The 14,522-nt window shown below is 59.0% G+C and carries 10 protein-coding genes and 1 pseudogene; 3 read left to right on the top strand and 8 right to left on the bottom strand.

All coding sequences use genetic code 11. The annotated features are described in order from the left end of the window. Positions 1-75: 75 nt before the first annotated feature. From dusA to ACVWYI_RS16295, 3 genes and pseudogenes are all read right to left on the bottom strand, one after another. Positions 76-1,065, bottom strand: a complete 990-nt coding sequence (gene dusA / locus ACVWYI_RS16305) for a tRNA dihydrouridine(20/20a) synthase DusA (RefSeq protein ID WP_456662611.1) — start codon at positions 1,063-1,065, stop codon at positions 76-78. A gap of 571 nt (positions 1,066-1,636) precedes the next feature. Next, positions 1,637-2,624 (bottom strand): annotated as a pseudogene (locus ACVWYI_RS16300) (aldo/keto reductase). A gap of 300 nt (positions 2,625-2,924) precedes the next feature. Then, a complete protein-coding gene (locus ACVWYI_RS16295; protein ID WP_456662610.1) occupies positions 2,925-3,815 on the bottom strand; it encodes an alpha/beta fold hydrolase in 891 nt (296 codons plus the stop codon). A gap of 608 nt (positions 3,816-4,423) precedes the next feature. Here ACVWYI_RS16295 and ACVWYI_RS16290 point away from each other — a divergent pair. Further along, positions 4,424-5,329, top strand: coding sequence for a LysR family transcriptional regulator (locus tag ACVWYI_RS16290; protein WP_456662609.1), 906 nt, complete (start codon positions 4,424-4,426; stop codon positions 5,327-5,329). 156 nt (positions 5,330-5,485) lie between these two features. Here ACVWYI_RS16290 and ACVWYI_RS16285 read toward each other — a convergent pair whose 3' ends face one another. The 3 genes from ACVWYI_RS16285 to ACVWYI_RS16275 form a co-directional block, all read right to left on the bottom strand. Beyond that, positions 5,486-5,638: a hypothetical protein gene (locus ACVWYI_RS16285; RefSeq protein WP_247448090.1), complete on the bottom strand. Its 153-nt coding sequence runs from the start codon at positions 5,636-5,638 to the stop codon at positions 5,486-5,488. Between the two features lie 440 nt (positions 5,639-6,078). Further along, positions 6,079-7,038, bottom strand: a complete 960-nt coding sequence (locus tag ACVWYI_RS16280) for an OmpA family protein (protein WP_247340861.1) — start codon at positions 7,036-7,038, stop codon at positions 6,079-6,081. A gap of 709 nt (positions 7,039-7,747) precedes the next feature. Then, positions 7,748-8,152, bottom strand: coding sequence for a hypothetical protein (locus ACVWYI_RS16275; RefSeq protein ID WP_247340864.1), 405 nt, complete (start codon positions 8,150-8,152; stop codon positions 7,748-7,750). A gap of 872 nt (positions 8,153-9,024) precedes the next feature. Between ACVWYI_RS16275 and ACVWYI_RS16270 the strand changes: the two genes are divergently transcribed. Both ACVWYI_RS16270 and ACVWYI_RS16265 read left to right on the top strand, forming a co-directional pair. Continuing rightward, positions 9,025-10,890, top strand: coding sequence for a caspase family protein (locus ACVWYI_RS16270; RefSeq protein ID WP_456662608.1), 1,866 nt, complete (start codon positions 9,025-9,027; stop codon positions 10,888-10,890). A gap of 117 nt (positions 10,891-11,007) precedes the next feature. Beyond that, on the top strand, positions 11,008-11,745 hold the full coding sequence (locus tag ACVWYI_RS16265; protein WP_456662607.1) for a hypothetical protein: 738 nt from the start codon (positions 11,008-11,010) through the stop codon (positions 11,743-11,745). A 277-nt stretch (positions 11,746-12,022) separates the two neighbouring features. Here ACVWYI_RS16265 and ACVWYI_RS16260 read toward each other — a convergent pair whose 3' ends face one another. Then, positions 12,023-12,670 (bottom strand): DUF4384 domain-containing protein, encoded by a 648-nt coding sequence (locus ACVWYI_RS16260; RefSeq protein ID WP_456662606.1) that lies wholly within the window; start codon positions 12,668-12,670, stop codon positions 12,023-12,025. A gap of 17 nt (positions 12,671-12,687) precedes the next feature. After that, entirely contained in the window at positions 12,688-14,466 is a 1,779-nt protein-coding gene (locus ACVWYI_RS16255) for a caspase family protein (RefSeq protein ID WP_456662605.1), read from the bottom strand. Between the last annotated feature and the right edge of the window lie 56 nt (positions 14,467-14,522).

Raw genomic sequence — 14,522 nt, 5'->3', positions numbered from 1 at the left:
GGGCCGCCATCGATCACGGACGCAACATCAGGCGGCGCGCCGCGGACTGCAATCCGGCTCTTCACGTGACTACGGCTAGGCTGCCGCCTCCGCCGGCGCGCGCGCACCGACACGCGCGATCGCATCGCGCAGCACCTCGAGGCCGGCGCCCGGCTTCACCCCCTGCTCGGAAAGATGGCGGCGGAAGGCGCGCGCGCCGGGAACGGCGTGGAATGCGCCGACGAAATGCCGCGTGATGGCGTGCAGCCGCGTGCCGCGCGCGAGCTGCTGCTCGATGTAGGGCATCATCGCCTCGATCGCATCCTGCATCGAGGCATGCGGCGCCGCCTCGTCGAAAATGTCTTGATCGACCGACAGCAGCCGCCATGGCTCCTGATAGGCGGCGCGGCCGAGCATCACGCCGTCGACGTGTTCGAGATGTGCTCTCGCCTCGTCGATGCCGGGGATGCCGCCGTTGATGATGACGGGCACGTCAGGCATCGCGCGCTTGAGGCGATAGACGCGATCATAGTCGAGCGGCGGGATGTCGCGATTCTCCTTCGGCGACAAACCGTTGAGCCATGCTTTCCGGGCATGCACGATCAGCGCATCGCAGCCGGACGCGACGACCGCGCGCGCGAGCTTGTCGAGCGCGATTTCCGGATCCTGGTCGTCGATGCCGATGCGGCACTTCACGGTGACCGGCACGGCAACCGCACGCTTCATCGCCTCGACGCCCCCCGCCACGAGATCAGGCTCCGCCATGAGGCAAGCGCCGAAACGGCCGTCCTTCACGCGATCGGAGGGGCAACCGACATTGAGGTTGATCTCGTCATAGCCGAACTCCTCGCCGATCCGCGCCGCCAGCGCGAGCTCGCGCGGATCCGACCCGCCGAGCTGAAGCGCCACTGGGTGCTCGACCCTGTCGAACCCAAGCAGCCGCTCCCGGTCACCATGGATGATGGCGCCAGTGGTCAGCATCTCCGTATAAAGCAGCGCCCGCCTCGTCAGGTGACGGTGGAACACCCTGCAATGCCGGTCGGTCCAATCCATCATGGGCGCGACGGAAAACCGACGCGCTAACATGTTATTTCGCTTATCATCTTGTCCGGAACAGCTGATTTCGGGGCCGACGGAAATTCAGAACTGACTATCGGGGCATTTTCCTTTCATTTCAAGCTCTTACTCGATCGCCAGTTTGTCCCTCGACGACGCCGCGCCTCCTCCACTACAGCATTGCAGTACCGAATGAGCTCATGCAGTACCGCGCTAGTTCCGACCCTCTTTACCAATCCCGCTTGCCTCGAGCACAAAGTAACGTGCCGCTCTGACCACGCCTAGCATAGAACAAGTGCCATCGTAGTTTTGGCGGTGATAGGGCAAGGAACCTCGGAGCGGCGATCCGAGGTTAGCGTTTGCGCATTCTCATTCCAGGAAGGGACGATGGTCGCTTTCTCCTGCATGAATCGTGTCGCTTCGTTGCGCAAAGGGTTATGCCCCATTCATCAAAGGAGTGACCGAGCTTTGGTTTGGCGCTGCGATAGCGACAGACTCAAGCAGAGCTGGCGTCAGTCGCTCCTCGAGTACGAAGCCGAAGCACTGTACACGGCGGCTTATGCCCTCGAGGACTGCGCTTCGGTCATCAAGATCGAAGTCCTCAGTGATCGACCAGTTCCAACGCCGCTTTATGGAGGCGCTCACCCAGAATGGGAGTGCTTGAAACGGTCCCCTCGATTGCCGTGAAATCGGACGTGGTCAATTGGAGATCGACGGCGCCGAGGTTCTCTTCGAGCCGGTGCAACTTCGTGGTGCCCGGAATCGGAACGATCCAAGGCTTCCGCGCCAGCAGCCAGGCGAGCGCAACTTGCGCCAGCGTTATCCCCCTCTGTTCCGCGACCTGTTTCAAGGCGCCGACCAGGACCAAGTTCGCTGCGCGCGCTTCCGGCGCAAAGCGTGGAACGTTGCTGCGGAAATCGGAAGGATCGAGCCTGGTGTCCGCAGTAATTGCACCCGCCAGAAACCCCGCGCCCAGAGGGCTCCAGGGAACGAAGCCGATTCCCAGCTCCTCGCAGGCCGCAAGAACATGGTTGTGTTCTACATTTCTCGTCCATAGCGAATATTCGCTCTGGACGGCGGTGATCGGCTGAACAGCGTGAGCGCGGCGAATGGTTCCCGCGCTCGCTTCGGAAAGGCCATAGTGCTTCACCTTGCCTTGCTCGATAAGCTGACCGAGAATCCCGGCCACGTCCTCGATCGGCACTGCGGGGTCGACACGGTGTTGATAGTACAGGTCAATGACATCCGTCTTGAGCCGCTTGAGCGACTGCTCGACTGCACCCAGGATGTGTTCAGGACGGCTGGTGAGGCCGTAGCGGGAGCCGTCAGGATTGATGCCGAAGCCGAACTTGGTTGCGATGACTACTTTGTCGCGGAAGGGGGGCGAGGCCATCCCCCACGAGTTCTTCGTTCGTGAATGGCCCGTAGACCTCGGCCGTGTCGAAGAAGGTGACGCCGTGGTCAACCGCCGCGTGAATCATCTTGATCGCTTCGGCTCGCTCGAGCGGTTTGCCATAGGTCGAATCAAGCCCCATGCAGCCGTAGCCGAGAGCTGACACCTCAAGGCTGCCCAGTTGACGTTTCTTCATTAGAATCTCCTTCGCGTTCATCGCTTCAGAACGGCGCTTAGCTCGCTGATTTCATGCCTCAGATATGGATCGACAAACGCACTTTGATTAGACATTCAATTCTGCATGCCGTGATGCATGATATTCACAAGTAGATTCGATTTTCGCAGTTGCGGTCGGAACGAGCTAACTGACGGCCGAGGACATTATCTGCGCGTGAAAGAAGTGGGAGGGAATCTCGCGGCTGAAAGGACACCCCACGCGGGAAAGGGTTTTTATAACGCCCCTTCCCTGCCTCGATATCGCAACGAAGGACGCCTGTCAGGCAAAGGCCAGATGCTGGCCAAAGAACTCGGCCAGCTTCGAGACGGCCGGTCCAACGAACTGCGGTTTGTCGTAGAGATCGACATGTGTTGCACCATCGACCACGAACAGTTGCTTCGGCTCCTTGGCCTTCTCGTAGACCCGATCGCTCCAGAACTTCGTCTCGGCCTTGGAACCTGCGATAACCAGCAAGGGCCGAGGTGAAATCGTCTCGATCATTTCAAACGGGTAGAACGCCATCTGCTGGGGCAGACTCGAGAACACATAGCGGTTCACCGAGTTGGGATGCTGCCCTCGTGCCGTGCGGTAATACTCATAGCCTTCCCTGTACATGACAGGAGTCGCCGCCGTGAAGTCAGCCGGCGAATTGGCTACGACAGGCACGAGGCGTACGGGCTCGCCGCGTGCCTCCCGGCTGCGCTGTTCGCCGGCGTCCTTGAGCCGTTTGATCCGCTCCCCATAAGATATCGAACCCGAAAGACCTTCCCGGCGGCCTTCTCCGATATCGAACGTGCTGACGGCGGCAACTGCCCTCACACGATGTTCGTGCTGGGCGTGGTTCAGCGCGTAGCTGCCACCGATGCAAATGCCCAGCGAGCCGATACGGGCCGGGCCGACCTGAGGGTGCTGAACGAGGAAATCGATGGCGCAACTGATGTCGTCCACGCGTTGCCCTGGCACTTCCATGAGGCGCGGTTCGCCGCCGCTTTCACCCTGGTATGACGCATCATAGGCCAGACCAATAAAGCCCGCCTCGGCGAGACGCTGGGCATAGAGGCCGGAGGACTGTTCTTTGACGGCGCCGAACGGATGGGTCACCACGATCGCAGCATACTTCCTGCTGCTGTCGAAGTTCGCAGGTTTGAACAGGTTGGCGACGATGTTCATCCCAATGTTCCTCGCGGGGGTAAGTGACGCGTTCAATCGTCACGCCTTTCTCATTGGGATAGTTGACCACTGCCGGCTCCTTCATGGCGGTGGATTGAGCAGATGCCGAAGTGACGCCAACGAGTGCCGAGCTGGCCACGACAGCACCAGACAGAGCAAACGCAGAGGTTCCGAGGAACTGGCGTCTCTTCGCATCAAAGATTCTATCAGCCATCACATATTTCCTTGTTTGAAGGTTTGAAGAGGATCGAACCGCGACGAGTCGCCAGCCCAACGCGTCCACGAAATGCACTTCCCTGCATCTGCGAATGTTCAAGGGCTTGCCACGCTCCAGCGACGTCTCAGTCCAAGCCTAGTGCCACTTCGACACAGCGATTAGCCTGCAAGATTGGCATGCAGTTTTGAATAAGATTCATGAGTGTGGGGCGGCTGCGACATAATGGGAGTTCTTGCGGTCGCTCGGGCGCGCAACTGCGCAAAGGCGGCTGCAAACCCGGGGGGATTCGATCTTTATGACGCCAGTTCTGTAACTTGTGGCCCATCTAGTGCAATTGGATCGATCGTACTAGATTGCATAATTAGCGGGCAATACTGAAACGGATTCAAGAATGGCGCGAGACAATATGAGCGACTTGACCACATTTCTCGCTGTCGCCCGGGAGCGCAGTTTCACGAAAGCGGCTGCCCAACTCCGCCTGTCGCCGTCGTCCCTTAGCCATACGATCCGCGGCATGGAAGAACGACTCGGTGTTCGGCTTTTAACGCGGACGACGAGGAGCGTCTCACTGACAGACGCCGGCGAGCGCCTGCTCCAGACAGTGGGCCCCCATTTCGAAGAAATCGATTCCGCGCTGTCGGCGTTGACCGAACTCAGGGATAAACCTGCTGGCAGCGTCCGCATCACGGCTGGTGAACACGCTGCCGTCGCGGTCATCTGGCCTACCGTCGAAACGCTCCTGCCGGATTATCCCGACATCAAGGTGGAGATCATCATCGATCACGGCTTCACGGACATCGTTGCTGAACGCTTCGACGCCGGCGTGAGGCTCGGCGAGGAGGTCGACAAGGACATGATCGCGGTGCCCATCGGTCCCGAGATGCGGATGGCTGTGATCGGCACACCATCCTATTTTGCCCGACATCCAAAACCGCTGACCCCGCAGGATCTGACCGCTCACCGCTGCATTAACATTCGCCTGCCAACATTCGGCGGCTTTCATGCCTGGGAATTCGAGAAAGACGGGCGCGAACTGCGGGTCCGAGTGGACGGACCTCTTGCGTTCAACGGATCCCGATTGGCGTTGGCCGCTGCGCGCAGCGGCGCAGGACTGGCCTACCTCTTTGAAGACCATGTCCGGGAGGATATTGCCGACGGCCGCCTGATACGCGTCCTGTCCGATTGGTGTCCGTCGTTTTCCGGTTATCATCTCTATTATCCAAGCCGCAGGCAGCTCTCGCCTGCCTTCGCCGTTTTGGCGGACGCTTTGCGGCGTCGATCAACCATCGGAAGTTAAGATTCCTGATTGTGGCAATCGAAGAAACGTCCAATTCTCGAGATGATCCTCCTGCACAGTTACAACGGGGCGACACTCTAGCGATGCCGCAACATCAGACGCGAGCGATCCAACGCACGCCAAACTACGACATCAATCGTCTGCGCGCGCTTCAAACTAGATCGGTACTGCATTTGGTACTGCACGGTTCTCGACGACCACGCTTAAGTGCTGATGTTGCATTTCTTTTCGAGAAATCCCTGTCCAATCCATCATCGGGGCGCAAGAAAATTTCCAACGTAAGTCATTCATTTCGTTGATCTGTTTCATCTTCACCCGGTCCTATGACGGATCGAGCCAATCTTTATTGTCACTCAGTTGCTCGGCAAATCGGCGCTTTGTCACTGGAGCAGTTCTTTTCTCCATTCACATGCAACGCGAGCGCCCCAAAGAACGTCCCACATTCAACCGAAATCAAGAATCAGCTTTGGCAAATGAAATCAATGTTGATCCGAGGCTTCGAGGGAGAAATCACATGCGCCGCAACATGAGCGTGGTCGGGGAAACTCCTCAATAGAGCGTGAGCAGCATGATGAAATTGGACCACATGGCCGGTCAACCCGGAGCACATCAAATCAAGCACGTTGGGCACGAGCACTCCATAACTGCGACCGGATTCTGCGCCCGCTCGGTCTGGAGACGTCATGCAACGCATCGAGCGAAAGCTCGCCTCGCCGATGGCGGCTAAAGGTTATGATGAGCCGGTTCACTCACGGCCCGCCAAACGGCTTCGGTCGCTCTAGCGGGACGAAAGCGCTCAAATGGGCTGGGTATGTCGACGCGCCGCCGCCTATGGTCGTGCCCGTGCTGATGCTCAAGTAGACGTCCTTCACTCCCCTGGGCGTTTCCAGCAGGATCCAGTTCTTGCTTACATCCCCTATGCCGATAGTCGTAAAGCGCATCGACTTGCCGAACTGCGAACAGGAGATTGGCTTTTCGGTCGTAAACGAATTCCAGGGGCCATGCAGGGTACCCGATCTGCCGCCGGTCTTCGGAAGGCTTAAGCCAAAGCCCAGGCCGACCGCCGCATAGACGTAGGTGCACTTCAAATTATTTTCCGTATCCCATATGGAGAACAACGCGCTGGCAAACGCAATCCCGGCTCCAGCCCTGCCCTTCACGATGCGCTTGATTGCCGCTCTCGCTGCAAACGAGATCGAACCGTCGACCTCAAGCAGCATGGCTATCTTGAAATTTCGACTGACCTTTGGTCTCGGCGGAACGGGTCGCGGCAAATCTGGCTTTATGATCGGTTCGAAATAGACCTTAGGCAGCACCCAAAGGACCACGGATCTATCGTTGTCTTCGTCCAGCCTGTGATTTGCCGTCTGCGTATTGCCGATCGCGTGCGTCTGCATTTGCTCCGGGTGGATGCCCATCTCGGACAGAGACTTCGCGACCGTAATCACGCGGTTGGCTGATGTCGTCATATTCCAATCAGCCGTACCGATCCGGCTCGCGGATCCCGTCATCCAGATCTGACCAGCGTCGTGCTCCAGCAGGGGAACCACTTTGTTCTTCAGAAATTCGGAGTGCTCTGTCTTCAAGCCCCGAAACTGGTAGCCGGCAAAGTCATCGAAATCGAAATTCCAAAGCCGCGCGTGCAGAACCCCCACTCCCGAAAAATCCAGATCGACGTCAACCTTGCCCCGACCAGTTTTGTGGAACATGTCTCTTCAACCTGCAATCGACAAATAGGAACTCGTCGGTGATCGGCCGGACGGCGCAGGACCACCTTGTTTTTAGTGCTGGCAAGAAAAGAGAGGTTCATGAAATCGACAGCTGCAACGAAGGTTGTGATCTTGTTCCCATTTCGATCTGGCACCGAGGCAGTATGGGCTTGTGCAATACGCGACATCACTGTCGCGATCGGAGCAGCGACGATCTAAGGGAGTCGCGATAGGACGGGCCCTGGAATTCGTACAGCACGACGACTTCGCGGAATCGCCCTAAACTTGGAGGCCCCTACCCAACCGCTGTTAAAGCAGCGCATCTGGAGAATACCTTTACCGGCTTGCTCTACGTCTGCCTGATCGCCCATCAAAAATAGAGCGAAACGGTAAGCGTCGTCCAGCAACCGCAGCGCAATATCCCGGAAGCACTTGATATGGTCGTTGGTGATTTCATCGTTGAGGTCATTTGCGTATCAATTGCGCATGGCTTTTCGCAAAGCGGGCGAAATGGTTACGAGCGTGATCGCAATCATGGACTCTCGCGCTCAACGCCTGGATTGGAGCGACGAGGATCTCGCGAATAGGAACCTGGCGCCGTATCCTCGATCTGCTCCCTCTTTAAGGCTGTCGCCGCCATGGCCCGTTTCCCGCGGGCGCGCGATCTGCAGAACGACGGAGGTGACGACTTCTGCGGTCGGCCGCCGACTTATCCGCCAAATCGCTTGACCAGCTTTGAGCCCTTGGCTGCATCAATCTGCTGGCCCGTCAGGTCAGAGCCGACGCTCAATCCTATCGTCATGAGGTTCTTGACACGCTGCGCCGCCTGCTTCTCATTGGAATAGTCGATCTCGACGTGATCGAGGCTCATCAGATGGCCAAGCTCGTGAGCCCAGGCGCGTCCATTGGCGTGGTCATTGCCATACCACTGGACGAAGCTTGCCGGCTCCGGTTGGCTATTGGGGTATGAGCTTCCGCCGGCGGACAGATTTTCAATCGAATTAACGAGGTAGATGTGGACGGCATTGTCCGGATCGTGCCGAGAGGCAAGAACGCCCAGCAATCGCTGATCATTGCTGCGCGCGCTCTTTGCCATGTCGAGCGGCTTCTCCATCAAGCAATCGCTGATCACGAACGCGATCTTGGCCTTTGACCAGATCGTATTGACCACGTCGAGCGCCTTCTTGGCCGTCTCGCTGCTCCATTGCCCGGGCTCAACGTTCCCCCTCTCGGCAAATGGCGTGATGTAAACCCTCAACGGAATTGGCATCAGCTTCTCCGAAGTTCGGAATTGCGATTGTATCCCCGTGCGCCGTCCTTCGAAATGGAGCGGCTTACATTCAGCGCTTTCTGATCAAGCCGGCTGGCGACTTGAGCTCCTACGACCTTCCGGTAGCGGCTACCGACGCGATCGACTGGTTGACCATGGCCAGCCTTCGCAATTCGGAGGACTTTCATTTCAACTCTACCGCAGGAACAATTTCCGGGCCGAGCGCTCCGGCGGGAACATGAAGGTGACGATCGCCTGGGCAGATGGAAAGCCGAACTGACCGGCTCCTGACCTCCGTGCAAGCCGTAACCGAGACGATCGACCCGCAAGCCGCTCCCCCAAGACTTCACGTCCCCTCGATCTGCCGTCAGCGGAACTTTTGTTTGAACTAAGCCAGAGCCTTCTGCCGCGCTGTCGCAAGCACACCATAAGATGCAATAATCGTGTAATTTCAAAAACTTAATTCATTCGCGCGAGACATAGGCACTGGCGGTACCCATCATCCACACGAAACCGCCCACAGCGCCGGGCCGCGATTATCTTCCGTGCCTTTTGAACGCGTCCGCATTTCAAGACAACACATAGGAATGGATCGGGCTCGAGATTGGTACTGTAGGCCGATAGGCAGCCGCAACTAGCGTACGAATTCAGTAATTATTTCTTACGCGGCCGTCCTCGCGACGTTACCATTTTATGGGCATAGTTGGGTGTTCGCCATGAGATTATACAGGCGCCTTCGAATTTTGCTTCTCCTTGCCGCTTCGCTGTTACTGGCAGCTCAACCAGCCTGGGCGACAAAGCGCGTGGCTTTGGTGGTTGGCAATGCCAACTATCAGAACGCCCCTCTGCTCCCAAACCCGGCCAACGACGCTGCGGCCATCACCGCAACCTTGAAGGAGGCAGGTTTCGATGTGGTTGACTCAAGGCTCAACCTCGCCGCGACTGATATGCGGCGGGCCCTGAGAGAATTCGCCGATCAGGCTCGCAATGCGGACATAGCCCTGGTGTACTATGCTGGCCACGGTATCGAGATCGACGGGACAAACTATCTGATCCCGACCGACGCCAGACTCGAACGTGACACTGATATCTATGACGAAGCATTCTCGCTCGACCGCGTCCTGCTGGCAATCGAGCCTGCGAAACTGTTGCGCGTGGTGATCGTCGACGCGTGCCGCAACAATCCGTTTGCCGATTCGATGAAGCGTACAGTTGCCTCTCGATCAATCAGCCGCGGGCTGGCCAGGGTCGAACCCGCCGTCTCCAACACGCTGATCGCGTTTGCCGCGAAAGCCGGACTAACCGCACTCGATGGCAACAGCAAGAATAGTCCGTATGCGACGGCTCTCGTAAAGTACATCGCAAAGCCGGGGCTCGACTTGCGCAGGGCCTTCGGCTTCGTCCGCGATGATGTCTTGCAAGCCACGGGCAACCGACAGGAGCCCTATGTCTACGGCTCGCTGGGCGGCGAAGACGTTGCACTTGTTCCCGCTGCCAAGGCTGATGAGCCGGTGCAAGCAGCCAATCCCCAGGCAGAAATTCGTCGTGATTACGAATTGGCCTTGCAGCTACGCAACAAGCCCGCTCTGAACGCGTTCCTGGACCAGCATCCGGACGGATACTACGCAAATCTGGCGAAGCTGCAGCTTAATCAGCTCGATGCTGAGGACGCACGCGTCGCGGCAACAGCGAAGGCGCAGCAGGCTGAACAGCAGAAAACTCGCCTGATGTCGCAGGGCGCCCAGCGTGCCGACCAGGAGAAGGCGGCCGCGGATCTGAAGGCTGCGGAAGAGGCCCGAATTGCCGCCGAGAAGGCGAAGCAGGCGGCGCAGGAGCAGGCCACCGAGGCGGAACGGAAACGGACTGCGTCCGAATCTACAATCGTCGCTGCTCTCTCCGGGAATAAGCCGGCTGTTGGGAGTGCCTTCCAGGATAATCCTACAGCCGCTGCACCCGCTGACGACAATACGCCGCCAAAGCTTGCCGCACTCAGCGCCGAGCCGCGCCAGACCGATATCGCAAAAGCCGATATCACCAAGTCCGTACAAAGCGAATTGAACCGCGTCGGCTGCTTCACCGGTACCATAGATGGCCAATGGAATGCGGCCTCACAGCGCTCGTTGGCTCTGTTCAACCGGCACGCGGGAACGAAATTTGATGCCAAGCTCGCAAGTCTCGACGCGCTTGACGCAATCAAACTCAAGCCAACCCGGGTCTGTCCCGTGATCTGCGATCATGGCTACAAGGCTAACGGCGACCAGTGCGTCAGGATCACGTGTGCCGAGGGCTCGTTCCTCAACGATGACAACGAATGCGAGAAGCGGCGCGGAAAGAAGCCAGTTGCCAAGCGCAACACGGACGAAGGTTCGTCACGTGCCGATCGTTCGGCGCGCGAAAGATCTGAGCCCATGGCAGACGTTCCGCGGCGACAAGCCACTGCGAAGGCAAGTGGCGGAGGCGGCAGCGGCCAGGTTGTTTGTGACCAATATTTGTGCCGTCAGGTCCGTCGCGGCTGCCACCTCGACTACCGTGGCGGGGGAGGCCCCGGTGGCAACACCGGGAATGTCGAGGTATGCAATTAGCAAGGCGCGAGTTCGCCACGCCAATAGGAAGCCGTATCGAGGATATGGCGAACAATTGAGTGCAACATCGGGTCGGCCCAAGTCCACGTCCGATCTGGTCGACGCGGAGCGACCTTCGTGGTGGCGTGTGAGCTCGAACAGAAGGACGCCACCTCCTTTCCAGGGGCGACGCTCTTTACGAAGCGGCTAGCGCCCGGCATGAAGCCGACGGCGGTCTATCTTCCGCCAAAGCACGTAACCACTGCCACCAAGCTCGATATCGTAATCTGGCTGCATGGCTTCTACGTCAAAGACCACGAATTCCTGTTTCACAACGATCCAGCGCGGCTCCGCGAACAAGTTCGGGATTCCGGCAAGGACGTCGTGCTCGTAGCGCCTTTTCTGGGCTATGAATATGCCGTTGGCGACACCTTTGCTGGAAATTACAGCGTCAAGGATCTGGCAACGTCGAACTGGGGGGAACGCTACCTCGAGGAAATTCTTGGAGCTCTGGCCCAGTTCCTGGGACGCTCTTCGACGTCCATTCCTCAACTCCAAATTGGCAAGCTCATCATCGCATGCCACTCCGGCGGTGGTAACGGCATGCGCAATCTGGTCGGAACGCTCGGAAAGTATCAGGCGAAGCTGACTGCTTGTTGGGGATTTGACTGTCTTTACGGCGCCAAGGCGCGGCCAGACGATGCGACCTTCTGGTATCGGTGGCTGGCTGGACAGAGCGGCCCTGCGCTTGAGATCGTGTATGGTCCGTCAACGCTGCCGCAGTCCGTGAAGTTGGATCTGATAGGACGCGGGCTGGCGATCTCCGACGGCAATCAAGCGCATTCTCAGCGCCCGGCCTCAAGAACCTCCGCGTGACCGTAGGTCACTACGATCAGTTCCCGGCATTCGGTCAGATGGTCAGAGTCGCCGATCTGACGAAGCTTTCGTGGATCGGTTCATGCTACCTCAGGTCGCCGACCAACCACGGTTGCATCAGAAGCCTGCGCCGGCGAGTGGTGAGTTCCTCCAACACGCGATTTCCAATGCTCGCAGAGCGTTTCCCTTCCCCAGCGACATTCATTACATGATCGCCCGCGGCGGCTTCCTCAGCCGGCTCAGCAAGCTTTGAGCTGGACGACTCGTCCGGACGAGTTCACCTGATGGAATAGGATTTGACGTCGAACGACCAATTGTTCGGCAACAGCTTTCCGCTGGCGTTGTCCAGCACGCGCAGGTCACTGGTCCAGGCCGATAGATAGCTCAACGCGTCGGCCTGACCTTCCAGCTTGCGGGGCATGTCCGGCAAATCGAGCAATTGCACGCGCCGCTCGCTCAGGATGGCGATCATCACTGCGGACCCCGTCGGCGGTGCGACGACATATTCAAAACCACGCTGCCGCGCCGCCGGAGCAGGGATGACAAATTCGACACCCGGCTTGACGAGATTAATGTCGCGTTCGTTCGATTGCGCCAATAGCTCGGGGGTCGGAAAGATCTGGGACATCCGCCCTTCCGCGTCGACGTCGACCAAAATGAGATATCCAGGCTTCCTGGCGGTGACGCCGAACGAGATCTTGCCGCCGACGTTGACGGTCTGACTCGGCAGGATCTGAAGGGACACACTCGCGGTATTGGTCTGCCTGCGCACCGCTTGTACGGGCCAAAGCCAACGTGCGTACGTCGTGCCGACATGCAACGAGCCCGTCGGCAACGGTGCTGCGGACGCAGCTCCGCTACCCGCCAGTAGCAGCAGGAATGCGAGCCATGGTCGCTCCTGGCGGGTCGGCTGCGATGACGGCATGGCTTGCCCCCTAATAGTCAGGGAGCACTGAAGAAGCCGATCGAGGCGATTCGCGCGTCCGCCGGCAAGTAACGCTCGAGACTCTTGATCACCTGCCCCGAGGCGCGACGCCGGTTGAACTGCACTAGGGCTGTCTCAAGATCGACCATGCGTTGCTGCGAGGTCACCGCAACGATCTGTTCCGCACCGAACGGCTCGCCGACCCTGAGCGGTAGGCGCAAACTCGCCGATCGGGCCAACGCCGCATCAGCACCCACCGGATACAACAATTGGATGGTGCCATCGCCGGACACATTGAACAGCAGCACCGCCCTTGATGCCACATCAGACAGGTCAACTTCGATGGTCTGGCCAGCACGTTGTTGGCGATCGTCTGGCCAAATACGCATCACCTGCGGCGACCGGGTCGCAATGCGCTTGAGTTCACGAATTGCCGCAGTCCGATCAATCACCGTCGGCAGGCTGGCAACGTCCATCCCATAGGCGACCACATCACCCCAAGCGATCACGTCGTGCGACACTGGATCCCAGATCAGGTCGGGATTATCCGTCGGTTGAACAGCCTGCACGGGAACATCTTTTGGCTTCACGCTTACAAAATAAGTCGTCTTGCCGTCGAGCGCCGCCAGCCGGATTGGTGCAGCGAGGCGGAGGGGCCCCGGCGCGTCGCCAGTCGGAAGTTCCTTGGTCGCCCCGGCAAGGGTCGGAACGGCTGGTGCCTTGGCCGTGACAACCGACGGTGCGGGCGCCTGTCCCTCGACGGGCACCCCGGCTCCGGCGTGACCCGAGGCCGCTCTCGCGGCCGGCCCCTGAATCAGTACGACACCGCGCGTCAATCCGAAGGCGACGTCGGTATCCGGCGTCTGAGCTGGCGATGATATGGTCACGATGTTCTGGCGCTGGTCCGAGAGCTGATAGACCACCTGCCGAACATTGCTGAAAAGCTCCTTAAGCGTCACCTTCCCATCGTGGTTGATGTCCGCGCTGCCTTCCACCGCGCGCGCGACCGCATAGCTCAGAGCCCCGCGTAGGCCATCGATGCCAGGGATGCGGACTTCCGGCGCCTTGGTGTAGCGGTCCACCGCAGCCAGGAACGCCGTGTGGTCAAGGTCAAGTTCAGACTTCGGATCGTTGCTGTCCGACACCGGCTTCAGTTCATCGACCAGCAACGTGTAGCGCGGGACCTGCCGGAAGCTCATCTCAGCGGCACGCGGATCGATATCGCGCACCATACCGCCGCCGTGACAGGTATCAGCCACGAAGATCACCCTCGCTCCGCGCAGCTCGAACTGCCGGATGAAATGGTTGAACTCGCTGCCCAGAACACGCTCAACGGACCCGGTTGGCGTGATTTCAAAGCCTGGCAGCAGGAACACGTTCTCCATCCCGTCCGGCTCCGCGCCCTTGAGGCGCTCCGGCTCCTGGGTGCCATGACCGGCGATCGACAGAAAGATGAGGTCGTTGTTCTTGGTCCGCTCCACCAGTGCACTGATCTCGCGCAGGACGCCTGCCCTGTCGGCCTGGGCGTTAGTCAGTTCGATGACGTCGTCAACCCCCATGGATTTCAGGCTGGTCACGATGTCCGTGGCGTCAGCGACCGCACCCTTCAATTTGCGCACGTGCTGGTAGTCGTCGATCCCGATCACGAGCGCGCGCACTGCCGCCCCGTCTGGATTGCTGATCGACAAATCTCCTGCCGCATGCGCTTGCGGGATTGCCAGTCCGATCAACGCAGCGAGCCCGACGGTGGCGCATAGCCGCCCGATCCCGCAATCAAGTCCTCTGGGCATCCGCATCGTGATCCACCTCGACATCATGCCTACCCATTTTGTAGCTCTGGCGACACGCTGGG

It is taken from the genome of Bradyrhizobium sp. LB13.1 (assembly GCF_054056815.1).
The sequence above is the reverse complement of the archived record's forward strand: the minus strand, read 5'-3'. Positions and strand labels throughout refer to the sequence as shown.

Bases quoted from the DNA above. Each gene is read 5' to 3' on its own strand.
- ACVWYI_RS16255 (WP_456662605.1), bottom strand. From the start codon at position 14,466: ATGCGGATGCCCAGAGGACTTGATTGCGGGATCGGGCGGCTATGCGCC.
- ACVWYI_RS16280 (WP_247340861.1), bottom strand. From the start codon at position 7,038: ATGTTCCACAAAACTGGTCGGGGCAAGGTTGACGTCGATCTGGATTTT.
- ACVWYI_RS16290 (WP_456662609.1), top strand. From the start codon at position 4,424: ATGGCGCGAGACAATATGAGCGACTTGACCACATTTCTCGCTGTCGCC.
- dusA (WP_456662611.1), bottom strand. From the start codon at position 1,065: ATGTTAGCGCGTCGGTTTTCCGTCGCGCCCATGATGGATTGGACCGAC.
- ACVWYI_RS16260 (WP_456662606.1), bottom strand. From the start codon at position 12,670: ATGCCGTCATCGCAGCCGACCCGCCAGGAGCGACCATGGCTCGCATTC.
- ACVWYI_RS16275 (WP_247340864.1), bottom strand. From the start codon at position 8,152: ATGGAGAAGCCGCTCGACATGGCAAAGAGCGCGCGCAGCAATGATCAG.
- ACVWYI_RS16285 (WP_247448090.1), bottom strand. From the start codon at position 5,638: ATGAAACAGATCAACGAAATGAATGACTTACGTTGGAAATTTTCTTGC.
- ACVWYI_RS16270 (WP_456662608.1), top strand. From the start codon at position 9,025: ATGAGATTATACAGGCGCCTTCGAATTTTGCTTCTCCTTGCCGCTTCG.
- ACVWYI_RS16295 (WP_456662610.1), bottom strand. From the start codon at position 3,815: ATGAACATCGTCGCCAACCTGTTCAAACCTGCGAACTTCGACAGCAGC.